Genomic DNA, 16,570 nt, shown 5'->3' on the forward strand with positions numbered 1-16,570 from the left:
ACTGCGTTACTGCCCTACTGCCTTACTGCATCCGGTCAAGCGCCTTGTAGTAGAGGCCGACCATCGGCAGGAACCAGGGCTTGCCGGAATAGCCGGGAATGGAGGGCCACTCGAGCCCCTTCAGCGGATTGCGGTCTTCGCGGCCGAGCATGGCATCGGCCAGGATCATGCCGAGATGGGTGGAAAGCTGCGCACCGTGGCCGGAATAGCCCATCGCGTACCAGACACCGTCATGGTAGCCGGCCCGCGGGAAACGGTCCTTGGTCATGTCGACCAGCCCACCCCAGCAATAGTCGATCTCGATCTTGGCGAGTTGCGGGAAAATCGCCGCGAGACCCGCCTGCAGGATCTGTCCGCTCCTGGCGTCGGAGCGCTGGTCCGAGGTCGCCGAGAAGCGCGCACGGCCGCCGAAGATGAGGCGCCTATCCGGCGAAAGCCGGAAGTAGTTGCCGATGTTCATCGAGGTCACGCATGTGCGGTTGCCCGGCATCGTCGCGGCGATCTCGGCATCGCTCAACGGCCGCGTGGCGATGATGAAGCTGCCGACCGAGATGAGCCTACGACGGAAGTAACTGAAATTCGGTGTCGTGTAGGCTCCGGTCGCCACCAGCACATTGTCGGCGCTGATGCGGCCACGCGAGGTGGTCAGCTCATGCCTGGTTCCGGCTTGCCTGCGGTCCGTCACCCTGGCGTTCTCGTGGATGATAGCGCCGTGGCGGACGGCGGCCGTGGCCAGACCGGCCACGTAGCGGCCCATATGCATCATGGCGCTTTTCTTCGACAGCATCGCGCCATGGAAGGGCGAGCCGATCTCGGATTTGAGATCGGCCGCCGACAGCAGCGCCGTGTCCGGATCGACCTCGGCATGGACGGCTTCGAAGTTGCGCGCGATCGCCTCGAAATGCTGCGGCTTGGAGGCGAGCTTCAGCTTGCCCGCGCGGCGGAAGTTGCAGTCGATGCCTTCCTTGGCGACCAATGCCTCGATGGTATCGACTGAGTCGTCCAGCGCCCGATAGAGCGCGATCGCGCGCTCCTTGCCGATCTCCGCCTTGGCCGAAAGATAGCTGTGGGCAAGGCCGTTGTTCAGATGCCCGCCATTACGCCCGGAGGCGCCCCAGCCGACCCGCTCCGCTTCCAGCACCACCACCTTGGCGCCGGCCTTCGCCAGTTGGCGCGCAGCGGCAAGACCGGTGAAGCCGCCGCCGACGATGGCGGCATCGTAATGCCCTTCGACCGGGCCTTGCGCCCCGCCTGAAAAGACCGGGGCGGTATCGTGCCAGTAGGAGACGAGCTTCATCGGCAATTCGCCTGTCTCAAAGCCCGACCACGCCGGGAAGACCTGAAATATTGGCGATCTCGGTGTAGCCGTAATAGGGGTTGGCCGGCTCGTGGGCGCGGTTGACCCAGACCTTGTTCTTGATGCCGAGATCGTGCGCCGACATCAGGTCGTAGCGGAACGAAGACGAGCAGTGAAGGATATCTTCCGGGCCGCAGCCCAGCATGTCGAGCATATATTCGAAAGCCTGGAAGCGGGGCTTGTAGGCCTGCGCCTGCTCGGCCGTGTAGACGGCATGGAACGGCGCGCCGAGCTTCTCGACATTGGACATGATCTGCGCGTTCATGGCGTTGGAGAGGATCACCAGCGGAATTTCCTTGGCGACCTTGGCCAGGCCGGCCGGAACGTCGGCATGCGGCCCCCAGGTCGGGACACGCTCATAGACCATCTTGGCGTCGTCGGGGCTGAAGACGACAGCGTTGCGCTTGCAGGCACGCTCGAGCGCGTTGTGGATGACGTCGGCATAAGGCTTCCAGTCGCCCAGGATCTCGTCCAGCCGATAGGCCGCGAAGTTCTTGATGAACTCCTGCATGCGCGGCTCGTCGAGCCGGCTGCCATAGAGGTCGCGGGCCGCTTCCGCCATCTGGAAAAAAGTCAACGTGCCATAGCAGTCGAAGGTGATGTATTTGGGCCTGAATGAAGCCATGTCCGTCGATCTCCGGTGGAAGCACCCGCATTGGGATTTACGTCATCATATGCGCGCAGGCGACGAGCCACCTGACCGAAAACGGCTCCGCGAAAGCAGAAAGTTCCGTATCCGACGTCCGGTTTGGCACGCTGTAGCATCTTGCCTGTCGGGAAGCGCGCCATTCCACGATGGTCAAGCGCATCCGCCTGGGACGCCGCCAGCAGAAGATGCGGCGCGCGTGCCGCGCAAAGGCGAAAGATACCGCGGAGACCGAAACCTTCAGACGATCTGCGGCGCGCCGATGGTCGACACTTCGAGGCGAGACGGAAGGATGCCTCATGCAGCAGGGCGAGATCGAACTCCGGGACTTCGGGCCCGACCATATCGAGGGCGCGGTGGCGCTTTCTCGCCAGGAGAACTGGCCGCATCGCCCGCAGGACTGGCAGATGGCGCTGCAGCTTTCGAGCGGCGCGGTGGCGCTCGACGGCCAGGGCCGGGTTACCGGAACAATACTGGTGACGCCTTATGGCGCGGATTGCGCCATGATCAACATGGTGATCGTCGACAGGAATATGCGCGGCTTGGGGCTCGGGCGCCGGCTGATGGAACAGGCCTTCGCCCTGGCCGAAAAACGTCCGCTGCGTCTCGTTGCGACAGCGGATGGCATGCCGCTCTATCAGAAATTGGGCTTTGTGCCCTCGGGCACAATCCTGCAGCATCAGGGCAGCGTCGCTGCGCTTGGGGCGCCCGACGGCGTGGAAGCGACAAGCGCCGACGACCTGCTGGAGATCAAGGCGCTGGACCGCGACGCCTATGGCGCCGATCGCGAAGCCTTGATCGATGCGCTGGCCGAGCGCGGCCAATTCGCTGTTATCCGCCGCGACGGCGCCATCGAAGCCTATGCCGCGATCCGTCCGTTCGGACGCGGCGAGGTGATCGGCCCGGTCATCGCGGGAAGTGTCGAGGACGCCAGGGCCCTGATCGGCTTCTTCGCCGCGTCGCGCGCCGGCGCCTTCCTGCGCGTGGACACCGACAGCCGGACCGGCATCGCCGGTTGGCTCACGGAAATCGGCCTCGCCCATGTCGGTGGCGGCGTGGCCATGGACCGCCCTTCGAACAAGGACGCGGCACAGGCCCGGCCAAAAGTTTACGCACTTGCCAACCAGGCGCTCGGCTAGAGCCGGATGATTTCGGATCGGTTCGATCCGAAATCTGAATCCGCCTCTAAATCAAGGAGATAGAGCATGATGTCGTCCGAAAGCCGCTTCACACTTTTCGGCATCATGCTCTAGTCACGAGGACAACAATGCTCGCCAATTCCCTGATCGAACTCGACCGCGCCCATCTCATCCATCCAGTCTCCTCCTATCGCGGCCACGAGGCGCTCGGCGTGCGCGTGCTGAAATCGGCGAAGGGAGCGACCGTGACCGACGCGTCCGGCAAGCAGCTTGTCGACGGTTTCGCCGGGCTGTGGTGCGTCAACGCCGGCTATGGCCATGACAGCATCGTCGAGGCGGCGGCCCGGCAGATGCGCGAGCTTCCCTACGCCACCGCCTATTTCGACCTTGGCTCGGAGCCGGCTATCCGGCTCGCCTCGGAACTGGCCGAGCGCGCGCCGGGAGATCTCAATCACGTCTATTTCACGCTCGGCGGATCGGACGCGGTCGACAGCACGATCCGTTTCGTCCGTTACTACTGGAATGCCAGGGGCGAGCCGCAACGCGACCAGTTCATTTCGATCGAGCAAGGTTATCACGGGTCGTCGGTGGTCGGCGCGGGGCTGACTGCACTGCCTGCCTTTCACGCGGGTTTCGGCATTCCCTTCGAATGGCAGCACAAGATCCCGTCGCCCTATCCGTACCGTAACCCGGCTGGCGAGGACGGGAACGCGATCATCGCCGCGTCGCTTGGCGCGCTGAAGGCCAAGATCGAGGAGATTGGTCCCGAGCGGGTTGCCGCCTTCTATGCCGAGCCGATCCAGGGCTCGGGCGGCGTCATCGTCCCGCCGAAAGGCTGGATCAAGGCGATCCGTGAGCTCTGCCGCGAATACGGCATCCTGTTCATCGCCGACGAGGTGATCACCGGCTTTGGCCGCACCGGGCCGCTGTTCGCCTGCACGGACGAGGACATCGTTCCCGATTTCATGACGACCGCAAAAGGTCTGACCTCGGGCTATGTGCCGATGGGTGCCATGTTCATGGCCGATCATGTCTACCAGGTCATCGCCGATGGCGCGGGCAACGCGGCGGTCGGCCACGGCTACACTTATTCCGCCCATCCTGTCAGCGCCGCCGTCGCGCTCGAGGTGCTGAAGCTCTATGAGGACGGACTTCTGGAGAACGGCATCAAGGCCGGCGCCCGCCTGATGGCCGGATTGGCCGACCTGAGCGACCATCCGTTGGTCGGCGACGTGCGTGGTCGTGGCATGCTTGCCGCGGTCGAGCTGGTGACTGACAAGCAGAAGAAGACGCCGCTTCCCGCCTCGGCAATGCCGGCGCGGCGGGTCTTCGACAGGGCGTGGGACAACGGCCTCATCATCCGTGCCTTCGCGCACGGGGTTCTGGGCTATGCACCACCGCTCTGCTGCACCGACGGCGATATCGATGCGATCATCGAGCGCACGCGGCAAACGCTGGATCAGACACTGGCCGATCCCGATGTCCGCAAGGCCCTTGCATGACGGGCGCCGAATTTTTGGCATCTCGAAATATCGCCGGGGCAGACGATTTCGCAATTTTGTGCCGCTGCCCCGCGCCTTTTCGGCGTATCCAGCGCGAGGGAAGTGCCAGACTGCTTTCAAGACAAGGCCAGAGCCCGAATTTCCGGGCTTTTGAAAAAGGCCGACGCCCCGGACAGCACGGAATTTTGTTCTGTTCAACACAATGCAATTGGGCCGCGTGCAGAGGAGAGCTAGTTCTTGGCCAAGGCCTTTAGCGAATTCAAATACATGACCTTCGATGTCGTCGGCACGCTGATCGACTTCGAAGGCGGTATTACGGCCTGTCTGGCGGGGATTGCCGCCGAGGCTGGCGTTGCCATCGTCGGCGAGGAAGCGCTCGCCCTCTATCGGCAGGCCCGTTACATGCCTGGCGTGGGGTTGTTCCCGGACGATCTCGTGCGCGTCTACATGGTCATCGCGCCGCGGCTCGGCCTGCCGGCCGAAGAGAAGTACGGTGTCCGCCTGCGGGATTCAGCCAGCGTTTGGAAAGGCTTCCCCGACAGCGCGGCGGCATTGGCCGATCTCGCCAAGTCGCACAGGCTGATTGCCATGACCAATGCCCGACGCTGGGCGCTCGACCATTTCGAGAAGCAGCTCGGATCGCCCTTCTTCGCCACCTTCACCGCCGACGACACCGGTACGGAAAAACCCGACCCGGCCTTTTTCCAGAAGGTCTTCGATTTCGTGGCGGCGCGCGGCGACGGCAAGGACGACATCCTGCATGTCGCACAAAGCCAATACCACGACATCGGTATCTCCCGGGCGCTCGGCATGACCAATTGCTGGATCGAGCGCCGGCATGCCCAGAAGGGCTATGGCGGCACGATCGAGCCCGAGCGCTTCACCGTGCCGGACCACCACTTCACCTCGATGGCCGCCCTTGCGACGGCCGTGCGCGAAAGCCTGAAGGAGCGAACCTGAACCCAAGCCCGGGAAGCCGCAGCAAGACGAGCATACCGACCAAACCAACAGAAAGGGGAATGAACATGACCGACAAGATCACCAACTGGACCAGCGCAGACGATGCCATGGTCGAAAACGCTATCCGGCGGGGCGCGAGCCGCCGCGAACTTCTCAAGATGCTGCTGGCCGGAGGCGCAGCGGTTGCCGCGGGCGGCGTAGTGCTTGGCCGCGCGACGCAAGCAGTCGCAGCCACCCCGGTTTCGGGTGGGAACTTGAAGGCGGCCGGCTGGTCGTCCTCGACCGCGGACACACTCGATCCGGCGAAGGCGTCGCTCTCCACCGACTATGTCCGCTGCTGCTCGCTCTACAATCGCCTGACCTTCCTCGACAAGGATGGCAAGACGCAGATGGAACTGGCCGAAAGCTTCGATAGCAAGGACGCCAAGACCTGGACCGTGAAGCTGCGCAAGGGCGTCACCTTCCATGACGGCAAGGACCTCACAGCTGACGACGTCGTCTTCTCGCTGAAGCGCCATCTCGACAAAGCGGTCGGCTCCAAGGTTGCCAAGATCGCCGCGCAGATGACCGGCTTCAAGGCGGTCGACAAGTCGACCGTGGAAATCACGCTCGCCGATCCGAATGCCGACCTGCCGACCATCCTGGCGCTGCATCACTTCATGATCGTGGCCGACGGCACCACCGATTTCTCCAAGGGCAATGGTACCGGCGCCTTCGTGCTGCAGACGTTCGAGCCCGGCGTGCGCTCGGTGGTCACCAAGAACAAGAACTACTGGAAGTCGGGCAAGCCTTACCTCGACTCCTTTGAGTTCATCGCCATCACCGACGACAGCGCCCGGGTCAACGCCCTGCTCTCCGGCGACATCAACTTTGCCGCCTCGATCAATCCGCGCGCAATGAAGCTGCTGGAGAGCCAGCAAGGCTTTGAACTGTCGAAGACGACGTCGGGCAACTATACGGACCTCAACATCCGGCTCGACATGGATCCGGGCAAGAAGGCCGACTTCGTGGCCGGCATGAAGTATCTCGTCAACCGCGAGCAGATCGTCAAATCAGCATTGCGCGGTCTTGGCGAAATCGGCAACGACCAGCCAGTCTCGCCGGCGAACATCTTCCATAACGCCAACCTCAAGCCGAAGGCTTTCGATCCGGACAAGGCGAAGTTCCACTTCCAGAAAGCGGGCGTGCTCGGCCAGTCGATTCCCGTGATCGCTTCCGACGCCGCGACCTCGTCGATCGACATGGCGGTGATCGTCCAGGCCGCCGGCGCCGATATCGGCATGAAGCTCGACGTCCAGCGCGTTCCGTCCGACGGCTACTGGGACAATTACTGGCTCAAGGCGCCGATCCATTTCGGCAACATCAATCCGCGCCCGACGCCCGACATCCTGTTCTCGCTCCTATACGCCTCCAACGCGCCGTGGAACGAAAGCCAGTACAAGTCCGAGAAGTTCGACAAGATGCTTGTCGAGGCGCGTGGCTCGCTCGACCAGGCCAAGCGCAAGGAACTCTATGGCCAGATGCAGACGATGGTGTCCGAAGAGGCCGGCACCATCATCCCGGCCTATATTTCCAACGTTGATGCCCTCTCCAGCAAGGTGAAGGGTTTGGAAGCGAACCCACTCGGTGGCATGATGGGCTATGCGATGGCGGAATATCTCTGGCTCGAAGCCTGAGAGGCGCCTGCCGGGGCCGGTCGGCCGGCTCCGGCACTGCATTGCGCAGGATAGTTCGACCGAACGCAACCGCGGGGAGCGCTTCCATGAAATCTGGGGTTCTCAACCTCGTGGTGAAGCGGCTGGCGGTCGCGGCCGTCACGCTTCTGATCGTCCTGTTCGCCGTTTTTTTCGCCACCAGCATGCTGCCTGGCGACACGGCCTCGATCCTGCTTGGCCAGGCGGCGACCCCCGAAGCGGTCGCCGGCCTGCGCGAGGCCATGCATCTCAACGACCCGGCGATCCTGCGTTTCCTGCGCTGGCTTGTCGGCCTGCTCCACGGCGACCTCGGCACCTCCTATGCCAACGACATGCCGGTCGCGGCGCTGATCGGCGGCCGCTTCGTCAACACCTTGAAGCTCGCCAGCGTCACCACGCTGATCTCGGTACCGCTGGCGCTGACGCTCGGCATCACCGCCGCGATGCTGCGGGGCTCGCTCTATGACCGCGCCGTCACCATCCTTTCGATCGGCGTCATCTCGGTGCCGGAGTTCATGGTCGCGACGCTGGCGGTGCTGCTGTTTGCCGTCTATCTCAAATGGCTGCCGGCGTTGTCCTCGGTCAACGAGGCGCATTCACTGACCGACCTCGTGCGCATCTATGCGATGCCCGTGATCACCCTCACTTTCGTCATCTCCGCCCAGATGATCCGCATGACCCGTGCCGCGGTGATCGAAACGCTGTCCACGCCTTATGTCGAGATGGCGCTTCTCAAAGGTGCCTCACGCGGCCGCATGGTCTTGCGGCATGCGCTGCCCAACGCGCTCGGACCGATCGTCAACGCGGTCGCGCTCTCGCTGTCCTATCTGGTCGGCGGCGTCATCATCGTGGAGACGATCTTCAACTATCCCGGCATCGCCAAGCTGATGGTCGACGCGGTCGCGACCCGTGACCTGCCGCTGATCCAGAGCTGCGCGATGATCTTCTGCCTGGGCTATCTCCTGCTGATCACGGCCGCCGACATCGTCGCCATCGTGTCCAACCCGAGGCTCAGATGATGATGGCGCGCGCGGCAGCTTCCCGACGGTCCCTCCTGGGCCACAGCTACAACCTCGTCGGCGTCGTCGCCGCGCTGGTCATCCTGGCGTGGACGCTTGTCGCGATCTTCGCGCCCTACATCATCCCACATTCGATCGGCGACATCGTCGACGACGACTATTTCGGCCCGATGCGCCAGGGGCTGTGGCTCGGCTCGGACTATCTGGGGCGGGACATGCTCTCGCGGGTTCTGATGGGCGCCCGCTACACCGTCGGCATATCGCTCGCCGCAGTCTCCATCGCCTGCTTCTCGGGTGTTGTGCTCGGCATGATCGCGGCCGTCGCCGGCGGCTGGCTCGACACCTGCCTCAGCCGCTTCCTCGACGCGATGAACTCCATTCCCAGCAAGCTGTTCGGCCTCGTGGTGGTGGCTGCGGTCGGTTCGTCCATCCCGGCGTTGATCCTGACGCTCGCCGTCATCTACATCCCCGGCGCCTACCGCTTCGCGCGGGCGCTCGCCGTCAACATCAACACCATGGACTTCATGACCGTCGCCCGCGTCCGGGGCGAAGGCACGGCCTATCTCATCGGGTCCGAGATCCTGCCCAACATCATCCGCCCGGTGCTCGCCGATTTCGGCCTGCGCTTTGTCTTCATCGTGCTTTTGCTCTCCGGCCTGTCCTTCCTCGGGCTCGGCCTGCAGCCGCCGTTGGCCGACTGGGGTGCGCTGGTGCGCGAGAACATCGGCGGCCTGCCGTTCGCGGCCCCGGCAGTCGTCGTGCCTTCGCTGGCGATCGCCAGCCTCACCATCAGCGTCAACCTGCTGATCGACAACCTGCCGCAGAAAATCAGGGACCGTGACGCATGACCAACCTCGTCGAGGTCAGGAACCTGAAGATCGAGGCGACGACCGACGCCGGACGTGTCGTTGAAATCATCAAGGGCGTCAGCCTCGACATCGCCGACGGCGAGATCGTCGCGCTCATCGGCGAGAGCGGCTCCGGCAAGACGACGGTGGCGCTCTCGCTCATGGGACACGCGCGGCCCGGATGCCGGATCACGGGCGGCGAGATCAACGTCAACGGCAAGAACATGGCAGCGCTTTCCGAGAAGGACCGGGCGAAGCTGCGCGGCACCGACATCGCCTATGTCCCGCAAAGTGCCGCCGCCTCGTTCAACCCCTCGTCGACGATCATGGAGCAGGTGATCGAGGTCACGCGCATCCACAGGCTGATGCCACCCGAGCAGGCGCGCAAGAGGGCGGTCGAGCTGTTCAGGGCCTTGTCGCTGCCGGACCCGGACGGGATCGGCGCCCGCTATCCGCACCAGGTTTCGGGCGGGCAGTTGCAGCGGCTGGCGGCGGCCATGGCGCTCATTGGCGATCCAAAGCTGATGATCTTCGACGAGCCGACGACTGCGCTCGACGTGACCACGCAGATCGACGTGCTGAAGGCATTCAAGTCGGTCATGCGGGCGGGCGGGATAGCGGGTGTCTACGTGTCCCACGATCTTGCCGTCGTCGCCCAGATCGCCGACCGCATCGTGGTGCTGAAGGGCGGCGAAGTGCAAGAGACCGGCACGACGGCTGAAATCCTTTCGGCCGCCAAGCACCCCTATACGCGCGAACTGCTGGCAGCGTTCGAGCCGAAGCCGCGGCAAGCGCACGCGGACGCGGAGGCCGAGGCCAACCAGCTGCTGCGCATCGACAATGTGACGGCCGGCTACGGTGCGGTTCGGGACGACGGCCTGCCCCTCATCCGCGCTGTCGATTCCGTCAGCCTGATCGTGGAGAAGGGCCGCAATCTCGGCGTCATCGGCGAATCCGGCTGCGGAAAGTCGACGCTGGCGCGCGTCATCGCCGGCATCCATCCGGCGGCAGCAGGCAACATCGTCTTCGACGGCAAGCAACTGCAGCGCGCCGCCAGCAAACGCAGCCAGGATCAGCTGCGCGAGATGCAGATCGTTTTCCAATATGCCGATACCGCGCTCAATCCGGCCAAGCCCGTGGAAGACATCATTGCCCGCCCGCTGGCGTTCTATCACCGGCTCGACAAGCAGGCACGCTCCAAGCGCGTCGACGAACTGCTCGACATGGTGCGCCTGCCCAAGGCGCTGCGTTACCGTCACCCTTCGGAACTGTCGGGCGGCCAGAAGCAGCGCGTGAATTTCGCGCGCGCGCTGGCGGCTAACCCCAAGCTCATCATCTGCGACGAGATCACCTCGGCGCTCGACACGGTCGTGGCGTCCGCCGTCATCGAGCTGCTCAAGGAGCTGCAGCGCGAGCTGGGGCTCTCCTACATCTTCATCAGCCACGACCTCTCCGTCGTCGAGGCGATCTGCGACGAGATCATGGTGATGTACAACGGGGAGCGGGTGGAGCAGATCACACCCGACAAGGTGAAGGCGGCCACCCATCCCTATTCCAAGCTTCTATTCTCCTCCGTGCCGAAGCTCGATCCGACGTGGCTCGACGGCCTCGTCCGCGACCCCGAGCTCGTCAGCCAGTACAGCCACCGTTGACGAGGCGGCAAGGTCTCACCTTGGAAACAGGGCCTCACCTCGGAAATAGGCTGGGCAGCGGCATGTGCGCCTTGACTATGGGGGACTTCAGCACCACGAACGAGAAATACTTGTCGATGCCGATGTCCATGTCGGTCAGCCGCTCCATGATCGTCTGGTATTCAGCGATGCCCGAGGTCACGAATTTCATCAGGTAGTCATAGCCACCCGACACAAGGTGACATTCGATGACCTGCTCGATCTTATCCACGACGGCGAGAAAACGAGCGAAGTCCACCTGGCGGTGGTTCTTCAAGGTGATTTCGGTGAAGACGGTCAATGTCTGGCCGAGCTTGCCAATATTGACCTGCGCGGAATAGCCTTCGATATAACCCTCCGATTGCAGCCTCTTGACCCGCATCAGGCATGGGCTCGGCGATAGATGCACCACTTCCGCCAATTCCACGTTGGTGATGCGGCCGTTCTTCTGCAGTTCGTGAAGAATCTTGATATCGATCCGATCGAGTTTCACGGGTGTCTCCGAAGAAGAGTGCCGCAGCACAAAATGCTGACCGTCGAGACTATCACAGCCCGCCGGCCTGTCCATCCGGGCGGATGCCGCTTTGAAACGCAGGGACTCGCGATTTCGACTGGATTGCCGGAATAAAATTCTGCCTCTGTCTCAACTGCGGCAGCGGCTGCCAGCACAACGCGATAGACTGGCGCTTCAAGGCAGAGAGGATCATGCGCGCGCCGCTGCAGCAAATCGAAACGTCGGGCGAACTGCCGCAATCGGCTGATGTGGTGGTGATCGGTGGCGGCATAGTCGGTGTCTTCGCGGCCTATTACCTGGCACGGCGCGGCCTGAAAGTCGCGCTTGTCGAAAAGGGACGCATCGGCGCCGAGCAGTCCTCCAGGAACTGGGGATGGTGCCGCCAGCAGAACCGCGATGCCCGCGAGCTGCCGATGGCGACCCGAAGCCTCGATCTGTGGGAGCACTTTGCCGCCGAAAGCGGCAAGGACACCGGCTTCCGCCGCTGCGGCCTGCTGTATCTCAGCAATGACGAGGCGGAACTGGCCGGCTGGGCGCGCTGGCGCGACTTCGCCAGAACGGCCGGCGTCACCACGCATATGCTCGACAGCGCCGAGGCCAGCGAGCGCGGCCGCGCCACGGGCCGGAGCTGGAAGGGCGGCGTCTTCTCGCCGACCGACGGCACGGCCGATCCATCGCGCGCCGCGCCCGCGGTCGCCCGCGCCATTCTCGCGCTCGGCGGCACCGTGCACCAGAATTGCGCCGCGCGCGGCATCGAGACCGAGGGTGGGCGCCTGATTGGCGTGGTCACGGAACACGGAGCGATCCGCACGAAGATGGCGGTGATGGCCGGCGGCGCCTGGGCCTCTTCGTTTTGCCACCAGTTCGGTTTCCGCTTTCCGCAAGCGTCGGTCCGCTCCTCCATCTTGTCCGTCTCGCCCGGTGCTGAAGGCCTGCCGGATGCGCTGCATACGGCGCGGATCTCGGCGACGCGCCGCGGGGACGGCGGCTATACGCTCGCCATCAGCGGACGCGGGCGCGTGGACGTGACGCCGCAGCAGTTGCGCTTCTCGTCGCAATTCGTCCCGATGTTTCTGAAGCGGTGGCGAAGCCTCGCGCCCGGCGGCCTGCAGGGGATGCGTTCGGGCCACGAAACGCTCCGGCGCTGGCAGCTCGACCGGCCAACGCCGATGGAGCGCATGCGTATCCTCGATCCGAGCCCGGACCAGGCCACGATCCGCCTGACGCATGCCCGCGCGCTCGAGCTGCTGCCCGCCTTGCGCCACACCAGGATCAGCGCCGCCTGGGCCGGCTACATCGACAGCACGCCGGACGGCGTGCCCGCCATCGGCGAGATCTACGGCGTTCCGGGTTTCTTCCTGGCGGCCGGATTTTCGGGGCACGGCTTCGGCATCGGACCTGGCGCAGGACACCTCGTCGCCGATCTCGTGACCGGGTCGGAACCAATCGTCGATGCGACATCCTACGATCCGCGGCGCCTCGATGCTTCGGCCTGGGGTAAGGTCGCCGACTTCTAGTCTCAAGCTCGACATTCCGACATCGCTTGGTAGGTGGAGCCTCCGGAACTGCATCAGCCCTCTCGGAGAAAGGCGCCGATCGGCGCCGGACGGACAGGAGCCTGCCCGCGAAACCGGCCGACAGCATCCGGTGCGCAGCCGGCTTGCGCCGCGACGAGCTCGACGGCTGCCAACTGGCAAAAGCGCCCCTGGCAGCGCCCCATGCCGACACGCGAAAGCGACTTCACCCTGTTGGCCTCGCCACCGCCGAAATCCGCGCCTTCGCGCACGGCTCCGGCAGTTACATTCTCACAGCGGCAGACGATCGCCTCATCGGGAAGTGCCCGCACCATCTCGGCCGGCCAGGGAAAGGCACGAGCCAGACCGCGGGCAAAGCGCTCGAGCCGCGCCAGCTTGCGCAGATCGGCGCTGGCGGAAGGCGCCGGACGTCCGAGATCGGCAAGGCACGCCGCCGCGGCAAGGCGCCCCGCGATCTCCGCGCCGTCCGCCCCGCGGAGGCGGACCCCATCGCCGGCAAGGTAAACTCCGTCGCCGGCCCGACCCATCTCGTCGGTCCTTGGCAGCCATTGCCGCCACTGCTCGTCATAGGTGAAAGCGCATCCCGTCAGGTCGGCCAGATGCGTCTCCGCCCGCAGGTGCCAGCCCATGCCGACCATGTCGCATGCGGTAAGGCGCTGCCGGCCGCCGGCATCGCGCCAGCGTATTGCCGTTACACCCGACGCGTCGGCCTCGATACGCTCCAGCGCCGCGCCCGCATGATAGCGGCCGCCAAGCCGCGCCCGCAGTGCGAGGCCGCGCAGCGTGACCACCGGCCGGGCGGCGAGTCCCCAGAACCCCTGCATCTGCTGGCGCCAGGAGGATGTATCCAGCATCGCCGCCACATTCGCTCCGGTCTTGAGGAGCTGTGCGCCGACCAGTGTCAGCAAAGGCCCCGATCCGATGAGGACGATGCGCCGCCCGAGCGCCACGCCCTGCGCCTTGAGCGCGGTCTGCGCAGCACCTAGGCTGTAGACGCCGGCGCTCTGCCAGCCGGGAACCGGGGCGACGCGGTCGGACGCACCCGTGGCAAGGATCAAGCGGTCATAGCCGATGACCTGCAGGCCGCCCTCCCCCAGCATATGCAGCCGCCCCCCATGCACAGCGATGACGGAGCTTCCCGCGCAATAGGTGAGTCGCCCTGCTTCGGCCATTTGGTCGAAGAGCGCATGCAGCGCGCGGGCCTTGGCCGCCTCCGACCCGTAGAGCTGCTCCGGTGTGCGGACGAAGCCGGCAGGCGGGCGGCGATAGATCTGCCCGCCCGCGCGATGCCCCTCATCGATCACCACCGGGTGAAGCCCGGCCTCGACCAGCGTCGCCGCGGCCCGTATGCCGGCCGGACCGGCGCCGGCAATTACGATCCGCGGCGATGGGGCCTCGCTCACGGCCAGTTCTCCGGCGCCGTCGTGCGCAACCGCATGCCTTCGACGACAGGCGTCGAACATGCGCGCAAACGTGGTCCTCCATCCCGCCACACCCAGCAATCCTGGCAGGCTCCCATCAGGCAGAAGCCGGCGCGCAACTCCGGCCCGAACTCCGACTTTCGCAACGCATGACCTGAAGCCAGCATGGCGGTCAGCACAGTGTCGCCTGCAAGTGCAGAACGCATCTCACCGTCGAGAACGAAACGCACCTCCGCCCGGTCGCGCTCGGCCAGCCGGACGATGCGACCGGCGGCGATCATTCCGCGGCCTCTCGCACCGGACGCGGACGAGGCAGTTCGGGAAACCGTTCGCAGACCGCGTCGAAGGCCGCCAGGACACCTTCCGGCCCGGAGCGCCCTTTCATGCGGCGAAAAATCTCCGTCTTGGCGAAGAACCGCCAGTGGATCGGCAAGGCATCCAATATGGCGTGAAGCCGGTCATAGGTGGCCGGCGTCCACTGCGCCTCGTAGCCATCGCGCTCGGGACCGAAATGGAAATGGCCGGCGGACGGCTGATGCCGCGCGCGCAATTGCTCCGTCGCCTGCTCATCGACCTCGCCGCCGCGGATGACGACGCCATAGTCGCGCTCGGCCGCAGCCGCCGAGAGATAGCCGCGCCGCACATCCTCAGCGACCCGCCAGGGCTCGCGTTCATGCGGATCGCCACGCCCGCCGCCTCCGGCGGAGCGGATCTCGAGCACGTCGCCGGGCTGCAGCACCGCGGTATCGATGTTGCCCAGCCGCCGCTCGCGCTCGGTCCCCGGATTGACGACCATATCCGACAGGCCGGCCGCCTTGCCGCCGAGCACCCCCCAGGGACGGAAGAAGCTGCGGTCGCGGTTGCGCGCCGTGATCCTGGAGTCGGGGGCAAAGACGCGGAAGGCCATCTCGGTCGCCAGCCCGCCGCGCCAACGGCCCGGACCGCCGCTATCCTTGGCGAGGCCGTATTTGACGAATTCGACCGGAGTCTCGGTCTCGGTGATCTCGATCGGTGTGTTCTTGAGATAGGCGGCATCGGCGCCCGATCCATTGGTCCCGTCGCGATGCGGCATCGCGCCGCCGCCGCCCACCACCGGGTTCACCGCCGCGATGACGCTCCGGCTGGTGCGCTCATCCGTGGTCATGACGTTGACGATGCAGTTATTGCCGGCCGGAGCCGCAGGCAGGCGCTCCGGCACTGCCTGCGAAAAGGCGCCGAAGACCACCGAGCGCAGCCGGGAGCAGGTGAGCGAGCGCATGCCTACGGCCGCGGGGTAGACCGGGTTCAGCACCGAGCCCTGAGGCGTAATGCAGGTGAACGGCCGTGTGAGGCCCGTGTTGAGCAGGAGCTTCGGGTTGAGCGTATAGAGCACGTAGTAGACGCCGATGAGCAGCATGGTGTGGCGCGGGTCGCCGCCCGAGGGCACATTGAGCGAGGAGCCGAGCTGCGGATCGGAGCCGGTGAAGTCGAGCACCGCCTCGTCGCCCTCGATCGTCAGCGTCAGCTTCAGCCGGCACGGATTGGCCTCGACGGAATCCTCGTCCGCATAGTCGGCGAATTCCCAGGTGCCGTCGGGCATGGAGCGCAGCACGTCGCGCGCCTGCGCCTCCGCATGGTCGAGAAGAGCGGCAACGCCCTCGACGAACCCGGCCTTACCAAACTTCCGCACCATCGCCTGGATCTTTCGCTCGCCGGTGTTGAGGGCGCCGACCAGCGCCTTGATGTCGCCGATGTTGAGATCTGGCTTGCGCACATTGGTGCTCATGATCCGCAGGATCATCTCGTCGAAGACGCCCTCGTTCACCAGCTTCATCGGCGGAAAGCGGATGCCTTCCTGATGGATTTCGGTCAGCGCCCGGCTAAGCGAGGCCGGCACCGCGCCTCCCATGTCGGTGTTGTGGATGTGGCCTCCGGTCCAGGCGACGATCTCGCCGTCGACGAAGACCGGTTTCCACAGATGGGTGTCCGGCGCATGGGTGGCGACGTAGCCGGAATATGGATCGTTGGTGAAGGCGACGTCGCCGGGCCGGTAGTCGTCCACCATGGCGATGGCGCGGCGATAGGAAAGGCCGGGATACCAGGTGGCGCCGAGTTCCATCGGGACGGCGAATGTAGCGCCCGAGCGGTCCATCAGCATCACGGTGAAGTCCTGCGTCTCCTTGACGAAAGCGGAGTGCGCGGTGCGGTGCAGCGTGTGGGCCATGTTCTCGGCCGCCGCGCGGGCATGGTTCGCCAGAACCTGAAGGTTTGTGCGGTCGAACAAGA

Annotated in this window: 14 protein-coding genes; 8 read left to right on the top strand and 6 right to left on the bottom strand. The window is 64.9% G+C overall.

Annotation, left to right across the window (positions count from 1 at the left end):
* Window positions 1-22: 22 nt before the first annotated feature.
* Entirely contained in the window at window positions 23-1,297 is a 1,275-nt protein-coding gene (locus ACWGS9_RS07950) for an NAD(P)/FAD-dependent oxidoreductase (protein WP_454504719.1), read from the bottom strand.
* A 16-nt stretch (window positions 1,298-1,313) separates the two neighbouring features.
* Window positions 1,314-1,982: a haloacid dehalogenase type II gene (locus tag ACWGS9_RS07955; RefSeq protein ID WP_454504720.1), complete on the bottom strand. Its 669-nt coding sequence runs from the start codon at window positions 1,980-1,982 to the stop codon at window positions 1,314-1,316.
* Window positions 1,983-2,302: 320 nt separating this feature from the next.
* Here ACWGS9_RS07955 and ACWGS9_RS07960 point away from each other — a divergent pair, with 320 nt between their 5' ends.
* The 7 genes from ACWGS9_RS07960 (at window position 2,303) to ACWGS9_RS07990 (ending at window position 10,817) form a co-directional block, all read left to right on the top strand.
* Window positions 2,303-3,142: a GNAT family N-acetyltransferase gene (locus ACWGS9_RS07960; RefSeq protein ID WP_454504721.1), complete on the top strand. Its 840-nt coding sequence runs from the start codon at window positions 2,303-2,305 to the stop codon at window positions 3,140-3,142.
* A 128-nt stretch (window positions 3,143-3,270) separates the two neighbouring features.
* Entirely contained in the window at window positions 3,271-4,644 is a 1,374-nt protein-coding gene (locus ACWGS9_RS07965; RefSeq protein ID WP_454504722.1) for an aspartate aminotransferase family protein, read from the top strand.
* A 237-nt stretch (window positions 4,645-4,881) separates the two neighbouring features.
* Window positions 4,882-5,604, top strand: a complete 723-nt coding sequence (locus ACWGS9_RS07970) for an HAD-IA family hydrolase (RefSeq protein ID WP_320212838.1) — start codon at window positions 4,882-4,884, stop codon at window positions 5,602-5,604.
* A 65-nt stretch (window positions 5,605-5,669) separates the two neighbouring features.
* Window positions 5,670-7,280, top strand: a complete 1,611-nt coding sequence (locus tag ACWGS9_RS07975; protein ID WP_454504723.1) for an ABC transporter substrate-binding protein — start codon at window positions 5,670-5,672, stop codon at window positions 7,278-7,280.
* Between the two features lie 86 nt (window positions 7,281-7,366).
* On the top strand, window positions 7,367-8,317 hold the full coding sequence (locus ACWGS9_RS07980) for an ABC transporter permease (protein ID WP_454504724.1): 951 nt from the start codon (window positions 7,367-7,369) through the stop codon (window positions 8,315-8,317).
* Window positions 8,314-9,165 (top strand): ABC transporter permease, encoded by an 852-nt coding sequence (locus tag ACWGS9_RS07985; protein ID WP_454504725.1) that lies wholly within the window; start codon window positions 8,314-8,316, stop codon window positions 9,163-9,165. Before ACWGS9_RS07980 ends, ACWGS9_RS07985 begins: the two co-directional genes overlap by 4 nt.
* Window positions 9,162-10,817, top strand: coding sequence for an ABC transporter ATP-binding protein (locus ACWGS9_RS07990; RefSeq protein WP_454504726.1), 1,656 nt, complete (start codon window positions 9,162-9,164; stop codon window positions 10,815-10,817). Before ACWGS9_RS07985 ends, ACWGS9_RS07990 begins: the two co-directional genes overlap by 4 nt.
* Window positions 10,818-10,851: 34 nt before the next feature.
* On the opposite strand, the gene ACWGS9_RS07995 is transcribed toward ACWGS9_RS07990, so the two are convergent.
* Window positions 10,852-11,328 (bottom strand): Lrp/AsnC family transcriptional regulator, encoded by a 477-nt coding sequence (locus ACWGS9_RS07995; RefSeq protein WP_320212843.1) that lies wholly within the window; start codon window positions 11,326-11,328, stop codon window positions 10,852-10,854.
* 212 nt (window positions 11,329-11,540) lie between these two features.
* Between ACWGS9_RS07995 and ACWGS9_RS08000 the strand changes: the two genes are divergently transcribed.
* Window positions 11,541-12,866 carry an NAD(P)/FAD-dependent oxidoreductase gene (locus ACWGS9_RS08000; RefSeq protein ID WP_454504727.1) on the top strand — a complete coding sequence of 442 codons (1,326 nt, stop codon included), beginning with the start codon at window positions 11,541-11,543 and terminating at the stop codon, window positions 12,864-12,866.
* A gap of 53 nt (window positions 12,867-12,919) precedes the next feature.
* On the opposite strand, the gene ACWGS9_RS08005 is transcribed toward ACWGS9_RS08000, so the two are convergent.
* From ACWGS9_RS08005 to ACWGS9_RS08015, 3 genes are read right to left on the bottom strand one after another with little or no spacing between them, the layout of a single operon-like run.
* Entirely contained in the window at window positions 12,920-14,287 is a 1,368-nt protein-coding gene (locus ACWGS9_RS08005) for an FAD/NAD(P)-dependent oxidoreductase (RefSeq protein WP_454504728.1), read from the bottom strand.
* Window positions 14,284-14,586, bottom strand: a complete 303-nt coding sequence (locus ACWGS9_RS08010; RefSeq protein ID WP_454504729.1) for a (2Fe-2S)-binding protein — start codon at window positions 14,584-14,586, stop codon at window positions 14,284-14,286. The genes ACWGS9_RS08005 and ACWGS9_RS08010 overlap by 4 nt, the downstream gene beginning before the upstream one ends.
* Window positions 14,583-16,568 carry a hydantoinase B/oxoprolinase family protein gene (locus ACWGS9_RS08015; RefSeq protein ID WP_454504730.1) on the bottom strand — a complete coding sequence of 662 codons (1,986 nt, stop codon included), beginning with the start codon at window positions 16,566-16,568 and terminating at the stop codon, window positions 14,583-14,585. The genes ACWGS9_RS08010 and ACWGS9_RS08015 overlap by 4 nt, the downstream gene beginning before the upstream one ends.
* Between the last annotated feature and the right edge of the window lie 2 nt (window positions 16,569-16,570).

This window comes from Mesorhizobium sp. Arg314 (genome assembly GCF_053714275.1).

Bases quoted from the DNA above. Each gene is read 5' to 3' on its own strand.
- ACWGS9_RS07950 (WP_454504719.1), bottom strand. From the start codon at position 1,297: ATGAAGCTCGTCTCCTACTGGCACGATACCGCCCCGGTCTTTTCAGGC.
- ACWGS9_RS07955 (WP_454504720.1), bottom strand. From the start codon at position 1,982: ATGGCTTCATTCAGGCCCAAATACATCACCTTCGACTGCTATGGCACG.
- ACWGS9_RS07960 (WP_454504721.1), top strand. From the start codon at position 2,303: ATGCAGCAGGGCGAGATCGAACTCCGGGACTTCGGGCCCGACCATATC.
- ACWGS9_RS07965 (WP_454504722.1), top strand. From the start codon at position 3,271: ATGCTCGCCAATTCCCTGATCGAACTCGACCGCGCCCATCTCATCCAT.
- ACWGS9_RS07975 (WP_454504723.1), top strand. From the start codon at position 5,670: ATGACCGACAAGATCACCAACTGGACCAGCGCAGACGATGCCATGGTC.
- ACWGS9_RS07980 (WP_454504724.1), top strand. From the start codon at position 7,367: ATGAAATCTGGGGTTCTCAACCTCGTGGTGAAGCGGCTGGCGGTCGCG.
- ACWGS9_RS07985 (WP_454504725.1), top strand. From the start codon at position 8,314: ATGATGATGGCGCGCGCGGCAGCTTCCCGACGGTCCCTCCTGGGCCAC.
- ACWGS9_RS07990 (WP_454504726.1), top strand. From the start codon at position 9,162: ATGACCAACCTCGTCGAGGTCAGGAACCTGAAGATCGAGGCGACGACC.
- ACWGS9_RS08000 (WP_454504727.1), top strand. From the start codon at position 11,541: ATGCGCGCGCCGCTGCAGCAAATCGAAACGTCGGGCGAACTGCCGCAA.
- ACWGS9_RS08010 (WP_454504729.1), bottom strand. From the start codon at position 14,586: ATGATCGCCGCCGGTCGCATCGTCCGGCTGGCCGAGCGCGACCGGGCG.